Source organism: Croceitalea rosinachiae (assembly GCF_031846445.1).
In the GTDB taxonomy this organism is placed as follows: domain Bacteria; phylum Bacteroidota; class Bacteroidia; order Flavobacteriales; family Flavobacteriaceae; genus Croceitalea; species Croceitalea rosinachiae.
Genome location: NZ_JAVRHR010000001.1, coordinates 780,568 through 801,963 on the forward strand (window position 1 = coordinate 780,568; position 21,396 = coordinate 801,963).

A 21,396-nucleotide genomic window follows, 5' to 3' on the forward strand; every position below is an offset into this window, starting at 1 on the left:
GCACTTGAGAGCCTCAGCGACCACACATTAACTTTGAAAAAAGCTGGGTATTGCGTTATAGCGTATCTCTTCAAAAGAAGAAATTACTTTATTGGCTAAGGAATAGTCTTGATTTTTTGAATGTGGACTCTTGAAGGCCGTACAGTATATTCCGGCTGCATGGGCTGCTTTAATGCCATTGGTAGAATCTTCAATGACCATACATTCTTCTCGGCTAAAACCAGATGCTTCCGCTGCTTTTATAAAAATCTCTGGGTGGGGTTTAGAGGCCTTTAAATCTGCACCGCTCAGTTTTGCGGTAAAGTATGGGTCTAAATCGAACTTGGTAAAAACATTATTGATGTTGGGCATAGAAGCTGAGCTTGCCAATACCATGGTGATACTATTAGAATGGTACTCTTGGATCAATTCGCGAACCCCTGTTATCAAATCTAATTCTGGGTCATTAAAAAACAAGTTTTTAAAAATGCCGCGCTTTATGTTGACCAATTCCTCTGGTGCTCTGTTTAATTTAAAATACTGCACCAACTGCTTGCAGATATTAAGGGTAGCCTGCCCCGTAAAGCTTTCATATAAGGTGGCCGGCACTTGAATCCCCACTTCTTTAAACATGCCATGGTATGCCTTTTGGTGCAAAGGCTCTGAGTCTATAATGACCCCATCCATATCAAACAATACTGCTTTAAGCATAGAAAATTTTTGGCGAAGATAAGATTAACCCCTTCTTCATTTTTATAAAAAATTTGTCACTTCGAGTGAATTTTGTGAGTAAGCGAATAAAATTTGTATCGAGAAGCGTCGCATGTGCCAAAGTTTATCAATAGCTCTGCTGAGCCCGCCGAAGTACAAAACCACCAAATGTCACTTCGAGTGAATTTTTGAGGTGGTCACTGAGCGAAGTCGAAGTGGACGAAAAAATTGTACCTGCCTGCCGGCAGGCAGGTCGAGAAGCATTGCGTGTTCTAAAAAGTTCTCGATACAATTCGCTTGGAGCGAATCACTCGAACTGACAACACGCATAGACCGCATACCCCTCAATCAAAGCTTATTCTATCGCGGATGGTACCATCAGCTCTATGGATGATGACATTAGCTTGGTGCTTTCTTGCAATGGTTTTGGCCTTATTGATGGCTGTGGATTGTTTTCTATGTTTTGAGGTGATGCGTTTGTTGCCTTCTCTACGAACCGCCCAACCCTGTTCATAAGGTACCACGTGTTGGTGCCATGTTCGGGGCCTGCTGCTGGAACGAGAGCTCTTAAAAAAGACCTCAACGAGTTCTATTAGAATTTTTATCCAAGATTTAGAGGTACTATTATTGGCCATAGGTTGGGTTGCTTTACCATTACCAAGTTACTATTTTTTGTAAAGCGATGATTTCCAGTTATATTCCGTCACCCAGTAGTAGGACAACAGAATCTTCGGAGACAAAACCCTATTCTTAAAAACTGATAAGCAAATTTTAAAATAACTGTAAGACAATTCTTGTGTCCTTACACTAAAACCCCAGTTTTAGTATAGCTAAACCCTAATTTACACTTATCTGTTTTTTGTTCGCCAGGGAATGGTTATTTTGGTGGAACCATTATAACCCCCCAACATTTGCAGGTAAGAAGATTAGGTACCAATGTTTTCAAATCAATTGAATTGACTAATGGACAAGGAGGATAAAAAAAAATTGAGCGAAAGCGACATCTGTGATTTGTTCATCACTCCGGCCATCAAACACGCTGGTTGGGAACAGCACAAACAGGTTCGTAGAGAGGTTACCTTAACCCCAGGCCCCGTAATTGTAAGAGGCCAAATGTCAGCTCGAAACAAGAAAAAAAAGAAATTCGCAGATTACATCCTTTCTTGGAAACCGGGGACAAGAATTGCCGTAGTTGAAGCAAAAGATAACAATCATACGATTAGTCATGGTATGCAACAAGCTCTTGGATATGCTGATATTTTAGGATTGCCAAGTGCATTTAGTTCTAACGGAGATGCTTTTGCATCTCACAATAAAGTACCAAAGGGCGGTGAAGATATTGAGACAGAGTTTCCGTTACAAAATTTTCCTGGTCCAGTTGAGTTATGGAAAAGGTATAAAAAGTATCATGATATTGAAGACTCTCATGAAGATTTGATATTGCAATCTTATTATTTGGACGGCTCAGGTAAAGAACCGAGATATTACCAGCTTGAAGCCATTAACAGAACAATTGAGGCCGTTGCTAGGGGACAAAAAAGAATCCTCTTGGTAATGGCAACAGGTACAGGAAAAACCTATACCACTTTCCAAATAATTTGGAAATTATGGAAGTCTAGAAAAGCCAAAAGAATTCTTTTTTTAGTGGATAGAAACATTCTTGCTGACCAAACCTTGGTCAACGACTTTAAACCTTTTGGTCCAGCAATGACTAAAATTAAAAATAGAAAGATTGACCCAGCTTACGAAATCCATTTAGGGCTCTATCAAGCTTTAACCGGTCCAGATGAAGAGGATAAAATTTTCAAAAACGTTACTCCTGATTTCTTTGATTTGGTCATTATTGATGAATGTCATCGAGGCAGTGCCGCCGAAGATTCTTCTTGGCGTGAAATTTTGGATTACTTTGAAAATGCCATTCATTTAGGCTTAACGGCCACACCTAAAGAAACAAAATACGTATCAAGTATTACCTACTTCAATGACCCTGTATATACCTACAGTTTAAAACAAGGAATTGAAGATGGTTTCCTTGCTCCATACAAAGTCATAAAAATTGATATTGACCGTGATGTTGATGGCTGGACACCTCAAAAGGGAATGATTGATGATTTGGGTAATGAAATTCAAGATAGGGAATACAACCAAACGGATATGGACCGTATTCTGGTACTCAATCAGCGAACCAAACTCGTAGCCAAAAGGGTAATGCAACTCTTAAACGCTACTGACCCATTTGCAAAGACCATTATTTTTTGTGAAGATATAGACCATGCTGAGCGAATGCGCAAAGCGATTGTAAACGCCGCTGGCAAATTGGCTATAGATAATCCAAGGTATGTGATGCGCATAACGGGGGACAGTGTTGAGGGAAAAGGGGAGCTAGATAATTTTATTGATCCTGAAAGTAAATTTCCAGTGATTGCAACTACCTCTGAGTTAATGACCACTGGTGTTGATGCCAAGACCTGCAAGTTGATTGTTTTGGATAAGATCATACGCTCCATGACCATCTTCAAACAGATTATTGGTCGAGGTAGCAGAATTGATGAAGATTTCAATAAATATTTCTTCACTATTATGGATTTTAAAAAAGCTACTGAGCTTTTCAAAGATCCTGAATTTGATGGAGAACCTGTAGTTATTTACGAACCAGATGAAGATGACCCACCGACTCCACCAGACCCTCCAGAAGGTGATGATGGGGATTTTCCAGAGGGTGATGATGACGATGGTGGAACTGGAACTTGTAAGATTTATTTAGGTGGAGTAACTGCAAAAATCAAAAATGAATTGATTGAATATTTAGGTGCCGATGGCGAGTTAGTAACCGAATCGTATAAAGATTTCACCAAAAAGAAGGTCACCGAAGAATACGCCTCACTCGATGATTTCTTGGTAAAATGGTCAAATGCAGATAAAAAGAAAGTCATCATTGACTTACTAGAAGAACATGGTGTAATTCTCGAGAATCTAGCGGAATTGGTAGGTAAAGAGTACGGAGGTTTTGACCTGATTTGTCATGTAGCCTATGGTCAACCACCCTTGACCAGAAAAGAAAGGGCAAACAACGTTAAAAAACGTAATTACTTTACCAAATATGGCGAACAAGCAAGAGCCGTTTTATTACAACTATTGGAATTATACGCCGACAAGGGGGTAAAAGGAATTGAAAACACCAAAGTCTTAAAGCTAAGTCAGTTTAGTGAAATAGGGACCCCAGTAGAGATAATCAATGACGTTTTTGGTGGTAAAGAAGGGTATAATACCGCCATAAAAGAATTAGAAGACGAACTTTTTAACGACAAGACTACTGCATGAGTAATGTATCAGGAGTAATTAAGTCCATACAGGACATTATGCGCAAAGACGTGGGTGTCGATGGCGATGCACAACGAATTAGCCAGTTGGTCTGGCTCTTTTTCTTAAAAATTATAGATGATCGGGAAGTCGAAATTGAATTGATTGAAGAAGATTTTGTTTCACCCTTGCCCGAGTATATAAGATGGCGAAGTTGGGCTAAGAATAAAGAAGGTATTACTGGCGATGAGCTGTTGGACTTTGTCAACAACGTGCTTTTTCCAACCTTAAAAGAAAGACTCAATATTGATGGTGAAGATGGCAAAAGGGCCTTAGTCATTAAAAACGTTTTTGAGGACACCTATAACTATATGAAGTCCGGCACGCTTTTACGCCAGGTAGTCAACAAGATATGCGAGATAGACTTTAATGCGAGTAAAGACAGAGACACGTTTGGTAGTATTTATGAACAAATACTTAAGGACTTACAAAGTGCCGGTAATGCTGGGGAATTTTATACCCCAAGGGCCGTTACTTCATTTATTGTAAACAGGGTTGACCCCAAACTCCATGAAACCGTGCTTGACCCAGCCTGCGGTACTGGTGGTTTTTTGACCAATGTCATCGACCACAAAAAAGACAACTATGTAAAAGGTCCAACCGACCAGCAACAATTGCAGAAAACGATTTTCGGCGTTGAAAAAAAGGCCTTACCACATATGCTCTGTACCACCAATATGATTTTACATGGTATAGATGTGCCTATTAATATCAAACATGACAATACTTTGAGCAGGCCCATGCGTGATTATAAACCAAAAGATCGGGTCAACATTATTGTCACCAACCCTCCTTTTGGTGGAATGGAGGAAGATGGTATTGAAAACAACTTTCCCTCTAGTTTTAGAACCCGTGAGACTGCCGATTTGTTTTTGACCCTTATAATCCATTTACTTAAGAATGAAGGACGCGCTGCAGTGGTATTGCCTGATGGATTTCTTTTTGGGGATGGTATCAAAAATAGAATTAAAGAGAAATTGTTGACCGAATGTAATCTTCATACGATTGTACGATTGCCTAAGGGAGTCTTTAATCCATATACGAGCATCAACACTAACATTCTGTTTTTTACCAAAGGAAAACCTACCAAACACATTTGGTATTACAAACACCCCTACCCAGAAGGTGTTAAAAACTACAACAAGACGAAACCCATGCGTTTTGAAGAATTTCAAACTGAAATTGACTGGTGGGGCAAAGAAGAAGATGGTTTTAAAACACGGAAAACCACCGAACAAGCTTGGCAAGTACCAGTACAAGACATTATTGATAACAACTATAATCTGGATATTGATAATCCACATATTGGAGAAGTGATTGATTATGACCCAGAGGAATTGTTACAACAGTTTGAAAAAGAGCAAGAAAAGATTACTTCATTACGCGAACAATTAAAAGCGATTCTTGCAGAATCTTTAAAAAATTAATGGCTTTGGAAGTGACTAAAACCTTACTGAATAGTTTTGATACTTGGACCGATGCTCAGGGCGTAAAGTCAAAAGGACGACTTAAAAGCATTGAAAATATAAGTCATGAAGGTTTGGCGCGGTTGAGAGAATTGATTTTAGAGCTTGCACTCAATGGGAAGTTGACTTCCCAGAGTAATGAGGATGAACCAGCTATTGAGTTATTGAAAAGAATTAAAATAGAAAGGGGAAAAGAAGGACTTAAATCAATCGTTTCAAAAAATATTTCGGATTCAGAAAAGCAAATTTCTTTACCTAAAGGGTGGCAATTTATAAGGCTTCATCAAATTATAAGGATTTCTTCCGGGGATGGTTTGACATCTTCAAAGATGAATGAAAATGGAAGTATCCCAGTATTCGGAGGTAATGGGATAACAGGGTATCACAATATCTCTAACGTTAAAAAACCGACTTTGGTTATTGGAAGAGTTGGATATTATTGTGGTTCAATACATATAACACCAGAAGAAGCATGGGTTACAGATAATGCTTTTAGAACATATTTTTCGGAAAAAAATATTGATATTAATTTTTTAGTATGGTTGCTAAAGGGAACCGATTTAAAAGTTAATCAAAGTGCAACAGCACAACCAGTAATTTCCGGAAAAAAAATCTACCCAATAGTAATCAGTTTACCACCACTTGAAGAACAAAAACGTATCGTAGCGAAGGTAGATGAATTGATGGTCTTATGCGACGAATTGGAAAAAGAACGCACAACAAATTTAAAGACCCACCAACTACTGGTCAAAACCCTGCTTAAAGCCCTTACTCAAGCCTCCAATGCAGAGGAGTTACAAGCTGCTTGGGAGCGAATGTCAAACCATTTTGATGTGCTTTTCTGTACCGAAGACAGTATTGACCAACTCAAACAAATCATTTTGCAATTGAGCATTATGGGTAAATTGGTGAAACAAAACCCTAATGGTAAACCTGCAAATGATTTATTGAAAAAAATAGCTGCTGAAAAAGCCAAGTTGATTGAAGAAGGTAAAATTAGAAAAGAAAAAAAACTTCCGCCAATTAAGGAAAAAAAACTTCCATATCAACTTCCTCCCAATTGGGTTTGGGCTAGATTAGATGATATAGTGCATATTGAAATGGGGCAAAGTCCGCCATCATCAAGTTATAACACTAAAGGTATAGGCGAAATCCTCATTAACGGCCCTGTTGAATTTTCCGATGGAAATTTTGGCCTGACTAAGAAAATAAAATATACTTCCGAACCTACTAAAATGTGCAAGAAAGGTGACCTAATTCTTTGTATTAGGGCATCTATTGGGAGAACAAATATTGCAAGTTCAAGTGCCTGTGTTGGTCGGGGTGTTGCGGCAATAAGACCTTTTATCCATTTTAAATACAATCACTATTTTTTATTGGCAAATAGTCAGTCAATTTATGACTTGGGCACAGGTACCACATTTAAAAGTGTATCGAAAGACCCCTTAAGAGAAATATTATTTCCACTTCCACCTTTGGAAGAACAAGAAAGAATAGCTGTTAAAATTGATGAGTTAATCGGGCTCTGTGACGCTTTAAGTAATCACCTTACTGTATCGCAAAAATTGCAAAATCTCTTATCAAAAACCCTGGTTGAAAAAGCTGTGCAATGAGTGTGTTGGAGAACACATATACAGATAGCGATAAAATTGTTCACCAAGAACGCAAAATTTGGTGTGATGAAGACAAACATGAATTGTTTGAATTTTTTACTGATTTTAACGAATGGTTAGATAGTGATGAGGCTCAGGATATACGAATAGAGAATAAGATTGAAGGTCTGGCCCAACCTAGCAAAGCTCTTTATTCCAGCGACTCTGCAGCATACAATCAAGTATTTAAAATATTTAGGGAAGAGCAAAAAGAACAAATTTTAGCCAAAACGTATATCGGCGACTTGTTCGGAGATGAACATTGGTATGAAAAAAACGAATCCCGTTTTGAGCAATTGGTAAAAGCCTTGGTCAATCGTTCTGTGGTGCCATTTGTGGGCGCCGGACTTTCTGTAGAAGGTGGTTTCCCTGCTTGGGGAGCACATCTGCGACAACAAGGCAGAACATCGGGTATTCCCACCGCGGATATTGATGAAATGTTGGGTAAGGGTCAATATGAACAAGTCATTGAAGAAATTGAAAAAAAAGGATTTCGCGATACGTTCATTCAAGAGTTAAAAGATGTTTTTTCCAAAACCGGTAAACTCACCGATACCACCCTGAGACTCAGTGAACTTTTTAATGATACCATTATAACTACCAACTACGACCAACTTATTGAGCAAGCATTTGAAACAGGAGCAGAAAATACTGTTCAACTTATCGGTATTTCAAATATTGCCGAACTACCTGAACCTAAAAAAACTACTATTTTCAAATTGCATGGCGATATTGATAAACCTGCTCAATGCATTCTAGGCAAAGACCAATATGATGAAGCTTATGGAAAAGACGCATTAGACTTAAAAAAACCAATCCCTAAACTGCTCTCTTATCACTACAAAACCAGTAGCCTTTTATTTCTAGGTTGTAGCCTTTACCAAGATAGGACCATGCGTGTATTTCACGCTGTAAAAGAAGCTATGGGCGATACGGACCGTCCACCACACTTCTCTTTAGAATCCATGCCAGAGGACGAAAATGAACTGATAAACCGTAATTCGTATTTATTGGAGTATGGTATTATTCCCATATGGTTCCCAAAAGGCTGTTACGAATATATCGAACAAATTTTAAGGTTAGCAAAAAACGAACTCCGGTATATAGGTCAGGAACCAGGTCAAAAATCACCGAGCGAAGAACCTGAAAATCAAGAGACTGTAATTGAAAAAAAAGGATTGTTCTCAACTTTGGCCTCCTTTTTTGGGATAAAGTAATTAAAATGATAAAGACCGAAATTCATGAACATTTGCTTCAGTTTTTAATTGAACAAAAAGTAAATTTCTTACCTAGACAAACCAATCGTGACAAAAAATTAGAGAAGAAAGAATGGTTTTTAAACGGCCCAGATTATAACTGCTTCACTTTTTGGACAGGTTTTGATGGCGATAGAAAAGTTCCTAAAATAGCCTTGTTCTTCAGTTTAGAAGCACCTTTTCAACTAAGACTAGTTCTTAATTCGAGAAGTGACCTTTCTGCTTTGCCATTATTAAAAGACATTGCGAATAATTTGGGGGTAGACCCTGTACAAAACCGTAAAAACGAATGGTCAAAAATTCTTGGGAAAAGTCTTTATGATATCTCTGAATTACAAATTATTATCAAAGATTTTATAAATAACGAAAGAGTTCTTATTGACGATTTGCTTGAAAAGCACGACCACCCAAAAATTAAATCAGTTTCAGATGAGAAGTTTATAAAAGTGATTTCTAACCTGAATAAATACCGCAGTTCCTACGCCCAACTTGATTTTTCATCATCCGATATAATTGGCGTCAGAAAAAAAATAGGAAGAAAAGGAGTAAAATCAATATCGGAAGAGAAAGAAATACGAAATATACTTGCTAAAAGACTTTTCGTAAAGAAAAAACATAGCCGACTTCAAAATAAACTATTTGAAATTTTATCAAAGAGGCATCTCCAAAGTCATTTAATCATGGAAGAGAATTACATTGATTTGAAATTTGAAGACGAGAATACAATTATCATTTTTGAAGTAAAACCCTATCAATCAGTCAATCGTTGTATTAAAGAATCTTTAGGACAATTAATGGGTTATTATTATAACTTGGAAAATTCTAGCAATAAAAAAGTAGAATTAATTATCGCTGGACCTAACCAACTAAAAGGAATAGATAAAAACTACCTAAGATTTCTTAAAAGTATTTTAAAAGTCAAACTAACTTACATCGCAATCTAACTAGAACAATTTATAATAATTTACTGCCTCACAAAATAAAAACTTACGATTCCAATTTTAGAATAAACTGTCTCAACTCATCAACCTTATTTAAATTAAGAATATACTCACCTGGACACCCTTCAAAACAAGTAGAAATAACGCAAGATTGTAAAACAGTATTCTTAGGTTGCCCTTTTAAGACCATTCCTACAACTTCGTGAGCTTCATTAAACACAGGAGCTCCAGAATTTCCGCCGTAAACATTTAGCGAAGTATTCATTACAAATTCATTTAAATTATTGATATACATACCATCTGGAGAATACTTTAAAGGTAAACCCTCAGAAGCACCGATTGAATACATTCTGCTTTTTAACGGAATAGTTACATCTTGATTAAAGTTCAATATTCTCTCTTCAGGTATATTCTTATCAACTGTTATCACTGCAAAGTCGATTCGGTTTACAGTATCATAAACATTCATATCTATGGAAAGTGCTTGATAGGTATTCTCTTTTTCAATAATATTGTTTTCAGAATCCTTTGCACGTATAAACATGTCAAAGACATATTTATACTCACTTAATTCTTTTTTTGTTTTTCCATGACTTACTGTCAACAACTGATTTTTAGATATAGCAAATGCAGAAAAATCAGCAACGCAGTATTGATTATGAAAGTGCTGCGCGCAGCCTTTATAGATACTTCCTTCTTCATAAAAAACACGTTCATCATATCGAGCTCCTTTTAATGTATTTCCTACAAGTTTATGCTTTGGAATAGCCTGAGCCACTCCCATAAAATTTTTCAAAACTTTAGGTTTATTAATTAGATAGTAATCTTGGCGATTTTCAATTCTTTCGTATAAGAAATCGACTAATTCTTGGGATGTGAAATTAGCAAACGCAAGACTATCTCTAATAATTAAGCCATGATAATCTGTTTTGTCATCCTTAACTATAATTGTATCTAGTTTCCATTGTGTTTGCATGACTAACACTTGCTTTGAATAGTCTCTTTCTTCGAGTTCTATTAAAATTTTCTTTACTAAGTTAGAATCCTTTTTGGCTAGGTCCTCAAGCGAGTATTTAGGTCTTTTTTTTTGTTCAAGACATGATTTAAATAATAGAAAAAAAACACTTAAAAAAAGTACACTGCTAATAACTAGGGTTCTTCTTTTCATTTTTTATTAGTTGAAAAGTTATAGGTTAATCCAATAAACATACCCCATTTATTCTTATCTACAATTGGTGCTGCTTCAGCGGTAATAGGCACAGTTAAATCTCCATTAATCTCATCTACCGAGTCTGAAAGCACCTTTATTCTCGCAACTGCAGCTCCTGCACTCAAAGAAAGCTCTCTCTTTTTTCCAAAAAGAAATCCAGCACCCATCAGAAAACGGGTTTTTCCATCCAAAGGAGATACCGCTGCTCCTAAATTTATCCCAAAATCGAATGAGCTTGCGGCTTTGATTGTCAAATGAGTCTGTGCTCCAATCGCAACATCAAAATTTTGCTTTCCTTCTTTTAAAACGCTCTTGGTATCATCATCCCTGTTTTCTAAATAATATGCGTTTTCTACAATGTCATTATAAAAGAATCCAGAAGAAAATCTTAGACGTAAACTGCCATCCCCTCTAGAATAAACATTCAAAGTTTCCTTGAGTATTGTATCATTGGTAAAAGCATTTTGCAAAACCACTTTTGCTTCTAAAAGGTCAGTTCTACTAAAATACCTTGAATCAATTTTCTTGAAATCAGCAGCAGATGCCGCATTTTCAATAAAGTTTATATATCCAAGATATTTTTTAGAATTTATATTCTCTGATTGTGATTTAATTAATGCATAGTTTTCTAATATTTTATTTGTTAGAGCACTTTCAAAATCTGAATTAATCTTTCCTGAGAACTCATGTTCCATCATTTTTTTAATGGCTTCTATTAACTCAATTCGTTCTAAAATTGACTTTTTATATTCTGTAAGGGCTTTTTTGATTTTGCTTTCATCTGAATTGTTTTCTATAGAATCAACTATGTTTTCTAAGGTTTTAGGGGTCTCTTTTTCTTTATTAGACAATTCAATACACTTGCAATTATTAAGCTCATTATCTAAAAGTTCTTTTTGAGCTTGTGAAGCCATTGCTTTGGTTTCCACTATTTGGTTCAACTTAATAGTTTTAAGTTCTTCATAAAGCTTGGTTGAAGTCTTTTTTAATCTTTCCAACTCCAATATAGCGCACCTTGCAGTTTGATAAGTCTTTTCATATTCATTTCCACTAAATGTGCATTCGTTTTCGCCTGCAGCTTGATTTACAGCAAATGATTCTAATATATCAATATAAGGTTTTAAGGTTTCAGGTCTTTGCGAAACTAATTCTTTGCTTTCTGCTGATAAAGAAGCTTTAATCAAAGCTGTATTAATTCCACCTATTTTAAATTTATATGGTTTATTGTTCCCGATTTTGACTTTAGGTCTTTTGAATTTATGCTTTTCATTAATGTATTCCAGTTCTACTTCTTCTGCAATAAATAACTCGTTGACTGTTTTTTTCTTTAGGTTTGAATCAACTTTCTGACCATATCCTTGGGTCATTATTAGTAAATTGACCATTAAAAATAGTAGCTTGTTAAGTTTCATAGTTTTTCTTATTTAGATTACTAAGATTAGTATACTTTAATGGGTATTCAATACCCATTAAAGGGTATTTTCTAAAACTCATACTTCTTCTCCACCGCATAGCGTAGCAACTCCCCCGCTCCGCTTAAGTTGAGCTTACGGATCATGTTTTTACGGTGGGTATCTACGGTGCTTTTACCAATAAAAAGTTCTTCGGCAATTTGGTGGCTGGTTCTGCCCTTGGCAATCAGTTGTAGAATCTCGCGCTCTCGAGAAGACAACACACTTTTAGAGCTGTTTTTTTCAGCATCGGGCAGGTGTATCTTTTTGTCGTAATAAGTTTTACCACTCGCAACAGAGCGTATGGCTTCCAATACAATGTCAAGACTACTATTCTTTAAAATATAGCCCTGTGCACCAGCGGCCAGCATTTGTTTTACGGCATCATCTTGGTCAAACATGGTAAAGGCCACTACCTTGGTATAGGGCAGTTCTTTTAAAATGATTTTGGTGGCTTCAATACCGTCTAACTTGGGCATACGAATATCGCAGAGCACTACCTTAGGTTGTTTAAGCCGTACTAAATGGAGCAATTCTTCGCCATCATTGGCGTGCCCAATCACGGAGATGTCCTCTTCATACTTTACGTATGATTTTATCCCATCAATAAGGGCTTGGTGGTCTTCGGCTATCGCTACGGTTATCATACGGGTATGTCTATTAAAATAGAGGTGCCTTTGCCCAAAATACTGTCTATGGTAAAATTGCCCTCTAAATGTTCCACACGTTTTTCAATAGTGGTCAAGCCCATACCTGTTTTATCGGTTTCAATTTTTGAACGGTCAAAACCTTTGCCGTTGTCTTCAATAATGATATTCAGGTTATCCTCATGTTGGGTGAATTGAATGGTCACCTTAGTAGCCTCTGCGTGTTTAATGGTATTGGCAACCAGTTCTTGTACCATTCGAAAGAGGTTGAGTTCTAAAGAGTTTTCTAGTCGGTCGCCCATACCAAAAGCTTCAACCACCACTTCCAAAGCATTGGTCTCGGTAATCACCTGCGCCATTTTTTTAATGGCTGGCAATAGCCCTTGATCGCTCATGACCCCAGAGTTTTTACTGTGGGCCATACCTCGCACTTTTTGGTAGGCTTGATCTAAGAGTTTTTGGGCGTTTTGCAGTGCAGGGTCTTTTTTACTGATTTTGGCATTGTCAAAATGCAATTTTATGGTCGCCATTAGGCTGCCTAAGTCATCATGCAGTTCATTGGCCACACGCTGTCGTTCTTTTTCTTGTCCTGCAATCATAGCATCAATACTGACCAACTCCTGTTCTTTGAGCAGGTTATCGACACGTTGCTGTTTAAGTATCGTTTCTTGTTCAGCCAAAAGGCGTTTTTTTGTGGTGTTTTTTTGGAAGAGTAAGGCAATACCAGCGCCTAGAAAAAGAACTATACCAGCAGCGATGAGCCAGTTGCGATTGGCACGAACTTTTTGTTGTTCTTCAAGAATCTGTTTTTCTTTTTCGACGGTTTGGTACTTGGCATTTAGTCTAGAGATTTCCATTGTATTTTCTCTAAATTGTATTTCATTCTCTAGTTGAATTGATTTCTTCAAAACAAAAAGGGCAGAATCATATTTCTTTAGTCCTTGATAAAATTCAGCGGCATATCTATTAGTATAAAAGCTACTTTTCAATGAATCTTGTTTGTCATAATGAACTGCGCTTATTTTTAATAGTCTTAGAGCTTCATCATAATCTAAGTCTTTAGCCTTAAGTATTCCTTTTCTTAGATATGAACCATACTTAATGTATTTGAGAAACGGAGCATTTGCATTATTTATGGCAAGATTAAAATTACTATCGCCTAACTTTAAGTTATTGTCAAATGTTGCATGGATACCAATTTCATAATAATATTTTGCTAGTATAGGATTAGGCCATTCCAATTCAGAGTTTTCAAAAAGTCGAATGAGTTCATTAACATTTTGAGATGAAAGTTTCTCAATTTCAAAAATGGACTTCGCTCTAAAAATTGATTGGAACAAATAAAAATGAAAGCGATCAATATCATCTTCTACCAATGCTTCATACTCCTTTAGATAATCAATATGTAAATTGTTGCTTTGAAGCATTTCATTATAAAACAATTCCAACTTGGCTAGTATAACTTGTTTTAATAATGGTTTATAGTTAAGTTCTTTTGCTAAAATATAAGCCTTTTCAAAATTTGAAAAGGCTATAGTATCTGTTGAATGATAATAAAGGCCTGTAAAGCCATTCTTTAAAAACAAAAGTGCTGCTTCAAATTTATTTTCCGGTAATTCTTGAGTATTGAAATAGGATTCCTTTAGATTTTGACCAGCATCATACAAAAGCTCTGCCAATTGAATTTTTAAGACATTTGAATCCTTTTTATTGCCAGAATTGACTAATACAATCGCCTCTTGAAATTGTAACCTTTTTAAAAGGTCAAAATACTTTTTCTCTGACTTGTCAGAAATATTCTGACTTATTAGAAAAATCGGAAAAAAAAATACAAAACAACAGAATATGTAGCATCTAATATTTAGCAATAGACAATGTTTTAGGACACCTACCTCCAAGTGCCTTAGGTTCGAAAGTATCTCCTTTGGAGTTCACATAGGAAAATTTACTAACTATTTCTCCTTCCCCAAATTCAATTTTGTCAAATGATCTAGTGGTAAGGCTTTCTGGGATGTTCTTTGGTTTATGTCTCCTTCCAGTATGTTGGTCATACCCCCAACCTGTTTCTTCTTCATCATCCATTCTCAATGCTCTTTTTCTGTTATATAGCCCATCCCTTTCATAAAACTCAGAATCGTAAACACCACCGCCATTCAAACCAGTAGTTGGATCCGCATTTAAATTGATTAACTTTCTTCTAAAAATCAATCTTTCTCCATTCATTATTTCTTCTTCATTAGTGAATCCATAATATCTTAAAACATCAGGTTTGCGCAATGCTTGAACTTTGAAGTGAAGCGTAAGCTCATCCTGGCCATCAGAATTAGGTATTCTCTCAAGAGTTTTTGCAACTCCAGCTATTCCAAGATTTATCACTCCTTTATAATTGATAAGGCGCAAATGAACTCCTTTAATTTTAAGCTTTTCCTTATCTGAATAATCAATCTCAAAAGAGCCAAAGACTCCAAAAAAAGTACCATAAAGCTGGGAGGCATATACTAACTGCATTCGTTTTTGATCTTCTTTAGCCAGGCTAATAGTAAGGGTTAATTCATGAGGGTTAATCTTGTCATTCATAATTTATAGTTTTTTGGTTTGGTTCAAATATTGGTTTTAATCTTTTTAAAGAACATCCCTATTCGTAGGGATTTTTTTGTCTTCTATATAAAAAATACCGGTTAATGGGTATTGTTTATAGCCCTAGCACTTTGTTATTTCACCTTTGAGTTAGTTAAACCAAACAAGCTCATTGGTAGTACCATATCAAGACTCGGGGGAATCAAGATTTGCGAACCTAATGGGCTTTTGAATTTAACAATTCATCGCAACATATACTACAGAAAATTCTGTAAAATGTTAAAATTGATCTCTAAGTTTTATGATTTGTCTTGTAAATGGTAATTGGCAACTGAGAACTACTCCAGAAGGGTATCAATAGTTCTTCTTACACTTTCACTATTCCAATCTGCAGCACCAGTCTCTTTAATGATAATCTTTCCATCTTGGTCAATCAAATAATTGGTTGGAATACTATTCTCTAATAGCAACGTTGGTGGAGCCATTCTGGTGGTAAAAATCGGTAAGGCATACGGCTTCTTTTTAAGAAAGGCTTCTAAAGTTTCCAGTTGTTCGTTCGTCAACAAAACAAAATTGATTTGCTCGCCATATTCAGCGTATAACTTTTCAATACTGGGCAGTTCGGCCAAGCAAGGCGCACACCAAGTGGCCCAATAACTAATAAAAGTAGGTTTGCCTTTTCCTATTTCGATAGTTTTAAGCTGCCCATCTAAAGTCTTTACATGATAGTCAAAAGGGGGCAACTGGGCTTGATCTTCTGCTGCCTTCGCACTTGGCGACCATACCAAGACCTTGACCTTGTTCACCGCTACTTGAATGGGTTTTCTGGTTTGTGGAATTAGGAGTGCCAAAATGAAAATACCAAAGAAAACATCACTGGCTTTGAACCTGTTTTTTATGCGCTTATAATTCATTGGTTACTTTGTCGGTTTGTCATACAAACCCTTATTCAAAAAAAGGCAATTTTTTATTCGCACAGCTGTAAAATACATCTTCTAAAAAAATGGCGCCCTTTTTATCAAAGGGCGCCATTAAAAGACTAAATCAAATAAAACAATTAATTGCCGTCACCAACTGTTGGGTTAAGTGGCGCAAAAATTCCGTCTGGGTTTTCTTTAACTATCCAAACATGCAATTGCCATTGGCTTAGGTTGGGGTTAATTTCCCATTCATCTTCATCACCCGTAAAACCTTCTGGCGGGGTACCTGGGTTATCTAAATCAGCAATAGGGGCCACATATTCCACAGCAACAAATTGCATAACCCCATTTTCATCTGGAGCGTACAAAATAATTTCTGGCTCTTCTAAAACAAAGGTTTGATCTACTCTGGTTGGCAAAAGATAATGGTGCCCCATGTTCGGCACAAAGCCAGATGCATCAAAAAAGCCCTCATCGGTCGCCACACTAATATCTGCATACTTGGCTGTTGCCGCTTTTAACTGTTCTACCTCAACTTCCCAAGCAACTGGCGAATCGCCGTTATAATTGTCACAGCCGACGAAAATTAACAAGGTTGGTAGTGCCATGATAGCATGTAGTGCTATTTGTTTTACATTTTTCATAATTCACAGGTTTTAAATTTTAGTTATTAATTGAACTTCTTATCGTTAAACAAATTGAATTCCGTAGGTTTCACAGATTGCTGCCACTTTTTTAAGGTCTGGTGGGCCAGCAGGCATCTTATGCAGCTCATGAAACATATGTTCCATACCCGATGGAAAAGCGCTCGCCCACATTTTTGCTTTTTGTTCGCCAACAACTTTCCATGAGTGCACTAAATTTTTAGGTGCGAAAGCCATATCGCCCGCCTTTAATACCATAACATCATCCCCAACCATTACTTCTACCTCGCCTTGCAGTACCCTAAAAATTTCATCTTCTTTGGTGTGTACATGAGGGGGTATGCCAGAGCCAGGTGCCAAATCATCAACCCATTCAAAGACTTGCTCGCCTGTATCCGTGCCTACAACTTTATGAAACTGTGGATTGCCAAAAATTCGCAGTTGGGTACCTTCATCATCACGAACAATCTTTGCTTTTGTAAAGAATTTTGATAGTGGATTATTTTTAATAAATGCTTTTGCTGAGCTTAAGGGTAAAAATGTCAGTAAGCCTGCTCCACCTAATTGGTTTAAAAATCGTTTTCTGTCCATCGTATTTAAATTTTAGCACAACCTTGTGTTGTCATTTGTTCGAGGTCAAAACTATTTTAGGTGATTGATTTTCAATGTCCCTGAGGTTGCAGGTTTTAGCTGTTTTGTATCAATTATACCTACATGAAACAAATGTGTTATTTGATGCAACCTGACCGTTAAGAGCTATCAAACTAACCCGCGAACTTCGTCATACATCAAAACCAACTTTAAAATTCAGTACCTTTTTGGTTCACTATTATGAAACGTTACATTTTTCTCTTTTCAGGCTTTTTGTTTTTTCTGAACTTGATTTCGGGTCAAGATGTCTATGAATTGGATCCAAAATATCCGGTGCATGATGTCAACTCCTATTTAAAAGTGTATGCCGATAGCGCCGACCAACTCACAGTGCAACGCCTGCTTAGAGACCAACACCTGCCTTACACTCGAGGCGACCAATTGCCCCAACTATTGGAAACCAACCTGACCTATTGGGGTAAATTGCAACTCATGGCTTTGGATTCATTGACTGGATGGACGCTGCACTTTGAAGACATTATGATTGGCCCACCAGCGTGGACAAAAAGCAACGGTAAAGTAGATGTCTACGCCTATGTTGGTGGTGAATTATTATTTCATCAAAAAACAGGGGTAGAATACCCGAAAAAAGAACGAGCCAATGCCCGAAGTTGGGTTTTGAATAGCATCATCTTGGAAGAATTACCCAACAATACGGTCGTAACCCTAATTATCAAGGCGCAAGGGAATAGTATTGGGTATCCGGCCTATTTTAATTTAAGTGCCCGCAGTCCTGACCAAGGCTTTTACCACGAGCCTTATCAATACCACAGGATATTCAACGCTTTTATGTTCGGAGTCACCTTTATTATATTTCTCTACTTTTTTCTTCAATTTCTCTATTTGAAAGAACGGGTTTACCTCTGGTTTTCAGTTTGGATTTGTTTCTGTATGCTCACACAGGCCATGACCATCGGATTAATTCTCGACAAACTGCCAACCCTGCGCTTCCCAGTTTGGATGTTTATAGCAAACGGTCTCTTTTTTACCTTTTGGTTCTTTGGCCGTTCGTTTATCAACTCAAAACAGAAATTCCCGATACTTGATAAGTTTATTCTGGGATTAGCCTTTTTCATTTTAGGCGAAATCATACTCTCCATTCTGTATGCTCTGCTCTTTAATACCAAAGCATATTTTACGGCGCCCCATTCCCTTCATTACCTGTTCTTATTTTTGTACGCTGTAGGAAGCTTGGTTTTATCCATTATTCTCACGTTTAAAAATGACCTGTTCGCTCGTTATTTTGGTGCAGGGTCCCTTATTGCCAGTATATTTTTGATTATTGGCACCTTATGGTCAATGGGAGTAATGCAACCTCCGTTTCGATTAGACCCCTATGTTACAGGTATGTTTTTACAGATAGTGATTTATTCTTTTGGAATTTCATACCGAAGCCAAAAACTCAATGCTCAAAACCAATTGGAACGCTTAAAAACCGAACAGTCCTTAGCAGAAATACAACGAATGAAGGATTTGGATGAAATAAAAACACGCTTTTTTGCCAATATTAGCCATGAATTCAGAACCCCCTTAGCCTTAATCAGCGGGCCTTTAGAGCAAGCCAAAAAACAATCAGACACTTTGAAAGACAGTGCTGTTCAGCTCCCCGAGAAGTCTTTTAAGCTAATCAAAAAGAATACGCTGCGCTTACAAACCTTGGTCAATCAGTTGTTGGACCTTTCAAAGGTTGAAAGCGGAAATTTGCACCTGAATCTAAGCCAAGGTGGTATCATACAGTTTTTACGTAGCCATGCATTTTCTTTTGAAAGCATGGCCGAACGGCAAAATATCAGCCTGAACACCCATTTTTCAGAGGAATCAGATACTGCCTATTTTGACAAAGACAAGCTTGAAAAAATTGCGAATAACCTCTTGTCGAATGCCTTTAAATACACCCCGGAAGGTGGGGCCGTTTATATAGACGTTAACCTTACCTCAAAAAATCTCTTGCTTGAAATTAGTGATACTGGTAATGGGGTAGATAAAAAGGAAATCGACCGAATTTTTGATCGGTTTTATCGCGTAGAAGGCACAGAGGCCAAGGGCTCTGGTATTGGTCTAGCTTTGACTAAAGAGCTGGTAAACTTGCATAACGGACAAATAAGCGTGCATAGCGAGAAGAATAGGGGCACTACCTTTAAGGTTCGACTTCCGATTGACTTAAAAAATCTACCTAAATCTGTCCGTGTTGATAAAGAACCAGAGATAGCGCACATTACTGAGGAAGATGAATTGAAAATAGAAGTTCTAAAAACTGGAGAACCAATTGTATTCCCAAATAACGAAGAGGTAGTGCTGCTGGTGGAAGATAACCAAGACCTGCAAAGTTTTATCGTTGAAATTTTAGAGCCCTATTATAAGGTGTTGACCGCCAATGACGGACTGCAAGGTGAGCGTATGGCCTTTGAACATATTCCTGATCTAATCATCAGTGACGTAATGATGCCCAAAAAAGATGGTTACGAACTGTGTAGTGCTCTTAAAAACAATGTGAAAACCAGTCATGTGCCCATAGTTATGCTGACGGCAAAGGCCGGTCAATCGAATAAGATGGCCGGGCTCACCCAGGGTGCCGATGCCTATCTTACCAAACCTTTTGATTCGGATGAGTTGTTGCTAAGAGCCAAAAACTTGATTGCTGCTCGAAAGAAAATTTGGGACCATTTTAAATCACTTGACCTAATTACAGTTTCTGATCTAAACTTAAGTTCGGTAGATGATAAATTTTTACAAAAAGTAGTGAAAATTATCAATGACAATATTGATAATGAACTATTATCCGTTGAAGATATCGCCTCAAAAGTGGGCTTTAGCCGTGCTCAACTACACCGGAAGCTAAAGGCCTTAACCAATAAATCTGCAGGGCAATTGGTCAATGAGATTCGATTGAATAGCGCCAAAACCATGCTGAACCAAAAAGTGGGTTCTGTCTCTGAAATTGCCTATTCAGTGGGCTACTCCAATATGTCCTATTTTACAAAAAGCTTCAAAGCAAAATTTGGGGTACTGCCCAGTAAAATATAATTCAGGTTCACCAACAAAACATTATCTTGAAGTAAAATCAAAAACAATGAAAATATACTCTTTTGCCCTTATCGTTCTCTTTCTAAGTTGTAATGACCAAGCCCCACTTACCAATGAAAATGCGGCGCAAGAAACCACTATAACCAAAAGATATATTGACCCCCATAATGGATATTCTGAAGCAGTATCTGTAGAAGCTAACGGAGTAAAAACCATCTATTTTTCTGGTCAAGTGGGTGTAGGTGAAACTTTTGAGGCCCAATTTCGTGATGCAGTGCAAAAACTACTTCAGATGTTAGAAAAGTCTGGTGCCACTTTTGATGATGTCGTAAAATACAATACCTATATCGTAGATTATTCCTCAGATATGCTGCCTGCTTTTCGCGCGGTTCGCAAAGAGCTTTTGGGCGATATCGATATGCCTGCAAGTACCTTAGTGGGCGTTGAAGCCTTAGGGCTTGAAAGTTGGGGTGTTGAAATTGAGGCTATAGCCGTTATCAAGGCAAATTAATCTTTTACATATTTATGTTCTAATAGCATCTCAAAATCGACTATTTGCAATGCCTTTTCATGCGTTGCTTCAAGTACTACCTCAGGTGCCTTTCCTACCTTATAAGCTTGTTTCCAGCGAGAGGCACATAGACACCACTTATCTCCGGGTTGGAGCCCTGGAAATTGATATAGCGCTATGGGCGTGCTCAAATCGTTCCCCTGTTCTTTAGTATATACCAAAAACTCCTCCGTCATGATGGCACAGACTACATGCGTCCCTATATCTTCCGTACCCGTTCTACAGAATCCATCACGATAAAAACCTGTTTTTGGTTCGTAACAGCACGCCTGTAGCTCGGTACCCAATACATTTTTATCCAAAGCAATAATTTTTTACGAAGATAAACTGATTGAC

General features: G+C 37.3%; 18 protein-coding genes. 7 read left to right on the forward strand and 11 right to left on the reverse strand.

Going from position 1 to position 21,396, the window contains the following annotated elements:
• Positions 1-27: 27 nt before the first annotated feature.
• Positions 28-690 (reverse strand): HAD family hydrolase, encoded by a 663-nt coding sequence (locus RM706_RS03575; RefSeq protein ID WP_311349652.1) that lies wholly within the window; start codon positions 688-690, stop codon positions 28-30.
• A gap of 344 nt (positions 691-1,034) precedes the next feature.
• A complete protein-coding gene (locus tag RM706_RS03580; RefSeq protein ID WP_311349653.1) occupies positions 1,035-1,325 on the reverse strand; it encodes a DUF2188 domain-containing protein in 291 nt (96 codons plus the stop codon).
• A gap of 328 nt (positions 1,326-1,653) precedes the next feature.
• Between RM706_RS03580 and hsdR the strand changes: the two genes are divergently transcribed.
• The 5 genes from hsdR to RM706_RS03605 are packed head-to-tail and all read left to right on the forward strand — an operon-like array spanning position 1,654 to position 9,368.
• Positions 1,654-4,011 carry an EcoAI/FtnUII family type I restriction enzme subunit R gene (gene hsdR, locus RM706_RS03585; RefSeq protein WP_311349654.1) on the forward strand — a complete coding sequence of 786 codons (2,358 nt, stop codon included), beginning with the start codon at positions 1,654-1,656 and terminating at the stop codon, positions 4,009-4,011.
• Positions 4,008-5,477, forward strand: a complete 1,470-nt coding sequence (locus RM706_RS03590) for a type I restriction-modification system subunit M (RefSeq protein WP_311349655.1) — start codon at positions 4,008-4,010, stop codon at positions 5,475-5,477. Before hsdR ends, RM706_RS03590 begins: the two co-directional genes overlap by 4 nt.
• Before the next feature lie 11 nt (positions 5,478-5,488).
• Entirely contained in the window at positions 5,489-7,129 is a 1,641-nt protein-coding gene (locus tag RM706_RS03595; RefSeq protein ID WP_311350451.1) for a restriction endonuclease subunit S, read from the forward strand.
• Positions 7,126-8,385: an SIR2 family NAD-dependent protein deacylase gene (locus RM706_RS03600; RefSeq protein WP_311349656.1), complete on the forward strand. Its 1,260-nt coding sequence runs from the start codon at positions 7,126-7,128 to the stop codon at positions 8,383-8,385. The genes RM706_RS03595 and RM706_RS03600 overlap by 4 nt, the downstream gene beginning before the upstream one ends.
• Positions 8,386-8,390: 5 nt before the next feature.
• Entirely contained in the window at positions 8,391-9,368 is a 978-nt protein-coding gene (locus tag RM706_RS03605) for a hypothetical protein (RefSeq protein WP_311349657.1), read from the forward strand.
• 43 nt (positions 9,369-9,411) lie between these two features.
• On the opposite strand, the gene RM706_RS03610 is transcribed toward RM706_RS03605, so the two are convergent.
• From RM706_RS03610 to RM706_RS03645, 8 genes are all read right to left on the reverse strand, one after another.
• The gene (locus RM706_RS03610; RefSeq protein WP_311349658.1) at positions 9,412-10,533 is read right to left on the reverse strand and encodes a S1 family peptidase; all 1,122 of its coding nucleotides are present in this window, start codon (positions 10,531-10,533) and stop codon (positions 9,412-9,414) included.
• Positions 10,530-11,987 (reverse strand): hypothetical protein, encoded by a 1,458-nt coding sequence (locus RM706_RS03615; RefSeq protein WP_311349659.1) that lies wholly within the window; start codon positions 11,985-11,987, stop codon positions 10,530-10,532. The genes RM706_RS03610 and RM706_RS03615 overlap by 4 nt, the downstream gene beginning before the upstream one ends.
• 71 nt (positions 11,988-12,058) lie before the next feature.
• Positions 12,059-12,673 (reverse strand): response regulator, encoded by a 615-nt coding sequence (locus RM706_RS03620; protein ID WP_311349660.1) that lies wholly within the window; start codon positions 12,671-12,673, stop codon positions 12,059-12,061.
• Positions 12,670-14,352 carry a sensor histidine kinase gene (locus tag RM706_RS03625; RefSeq protein ID WP_311349661.1) on the reverse strand — a complete coding sequence of 561 codons (1,683 nt, stop codon included), beginning with the start codon at positions 14,350-14,352 and terminating at the stop codon, positions 12,670-12,672. Before RM706_RS03625 ends, RM706_RS03620 begins: the two co-directional genes overlap by 4 nt.
• 175 nt (positions 14,353-14,527) lie before the next feature.
• Positions 14,528-15,250, reverse strand: coding sequence for a hypothetical protein (locus tag RM706_RS03630; RefSeq protein WP_311349662.1), 723 nt, complete (start codon positions 15,248-15,250; stop codon positions 14,528-14,530).
• Between the two features lie 338 nt (positions 15,251-15,588).
• Positions 15,589-16,164, reverse strand: a complete 576-nt coding sequence (locus RM706_RS03635) for a TlpA family protein disulfide reductase (protein ID WP_311349663.1) — start codon at positions 16,162-16,164, stop codon at positions 15,589-15,591.
• Positions 16,165-16,307: 143 nt separating this feature from the next.
• Positions 16,308-16,814 (reverse strand): hypothetical protein, encoded by a 507-nt coding sequence (locus RM706_RS03640; RefSeq protein ID WP_311349664.1) that lies wholly within the window; start codon positions 16,812-16,814, stop codon positions 16,308-16,310.
• Positions 16,815-16,859: 45 nt separating this feature from the next.
• Complete coding sequence (locus RM706_RS03645; RefSeq protein WP_311349665.1) at positions 16,860-17,405, reverse strand: cupin domain-containing protein; 546 nt, start codon at positions 17,403-17,405, stop codon at positions 16,860-16,862.
• Positions 17,406-17,645: 240 nt separating this feature from the next.
• Here RM706_RS03645 and RM706_RS03650 point away from each other — a divergent pair, with 240 nt between their 5' ends.
• Positions 17,646-20,489, forward strand: coding sequence for a hybrid sensor histidine kinase/response regulator transcription factor (locus RM706_RS03650; RefSeq protein WP_311349666.1), 2,844 nt, complete (start codon positions 17,646-17,648; stop codon positions 20,487-20,489).
• A 46-nt stretch (positions 20,490-20,535) separates the two neighbouring features.
• Entirely contained in the window at positions 20,536-21,000 is a 465-nt protein-coding gene (locus tag RM706_RS03655; RefSeq protein ID WP_311349667.1) for a Rid family hydrolase, read from the forward strand.
• Here RM706_RS03655 and RM706_RS03660 read toward each other — a convergent pair.
• Positions 20,997-21,362 carry a DUF2237 family protein gene (locus RM706_RS03660; protein WP_311349668.1) on the reverse strand — a complete coding sequence of 122 codons (366 nt, stop codon included), beginning with the start codon at positions 21,360-21,362 and terminating at the stop codon, positions 20,997-20,999. The two genes, RM706_RS03655 and RM706_RS03660, sit on opposite strands and share 4 nt — an antisense overlap.
• Positions 21,363-21,396 lie beyond the last annotated feature (34 nt).

Excerpts from the sequence above, each read along its gene's own strand:
- RM706_RS03630 (WP_311349662.1), bottom strand. The coding sequence starts at position 15,250 with ATGAATGACAAGATTAACCCTCATGAATTAACCCTTACTATTAGCCTG.
- RM706_RS03650 (WP_311349666.1), top strand. The coding sequence starts at position 17,646 with ATGAAACGTTACATTTTTCTCTTTTCAGGCTTTTTGTTTTTTCTGAAC.
- RM706_RS03580 (WP_311349653.1), bottom strand. The coding sequence starts at position 1,325 with ATGGCCAATAATAGTACCTCTAAATCTTGGATAAAAATTCTAATAGAA.
- RM706_RS03655 (WP_311349667.1), top strand. The coding sequence starts at position 20,536 with ATGAAAATATACTCTTTTGCCCTTATCGTTCTCTTTCTAAGTTGTAAT.
- RM706_RS03615 (WP_311349659.1), bottom strand. The coding sequence starts at position 11,987 with ATGAAACTTAACAAGCTACTATTTTTAATGGTCAATTTACTAATAATG.
- RM706_RS03610 (WP_311349658.1), bottom strand. The coding sequence starts at position 10,533 with ATGAAAAGAAGAACCCTAGTTATTAGCAGTGTACTTTTTTTAAGTGTT.
- RM706_RS03605 (WP_311349657.1), top strand. The coding sequence starts at position 8,391 with ATGATAAAGACCGAAATTCATGAACATTTGCTTCAGTTTTTAATTGAA.
- hsdR (WP_311349654.1), top strand. The coding sequence starts at position 1,654 with ATGGACAAGGAGGATAAAAAAAAATTGAGCGAAAGCGACATCTGTGAT.
- RM706_RS03600 (WP_311349656.1), top strand. The coding sequence starts at position 7,126 with ATGAGTGTGTTGGAGAACACATATACAGATAGCGATAAAATTGTTCAC.
- RM706_RS03590 (WP_311349655.1), top strand. The coding sequence starts at position 4,008 with ATGAGTAATGTATCAGGAGTAATTAAGTCCATACAGGACATTATGCGC.
- RM706_RS03575 (WP_311349652.1), bottom strand. The coding sequence starts at position 690 with ATGCTTAAAGCAGTATTGTTTGATATGGATGGGGTCATTATAGACTCA.
- RM706_RS03640 (WP_311349664.1), bottom strand. The coding sequence starts at position 16,814 with ATGAAAAATGTAAAACAAATAGCACTACATGCTATCATGGCACTACCA.
- RM706_RS03645 (WP_311349665.1), bottom strand. The coding sequence starts at position 17,405 with ATGGACAGAAAACGATTTTTAAACCAATTAGGTGGAGCAGGCTTACTG.
- RM706_RS03620 (WP_311349660.1), bottom strand. The coding sequence starts at position 12,673 with ATGATAACCGTAGCGATAGCCGAAGACCACCAAGCCCTTATTGATGGG.
- RM706_RS03635 (WP_311349663.1), bottom strand. The coding sequence starts at position 16,164 with ATGAATTATAAGCGCATAAAAAACAGGTTCAAAGCCAGTGATGTTTTC.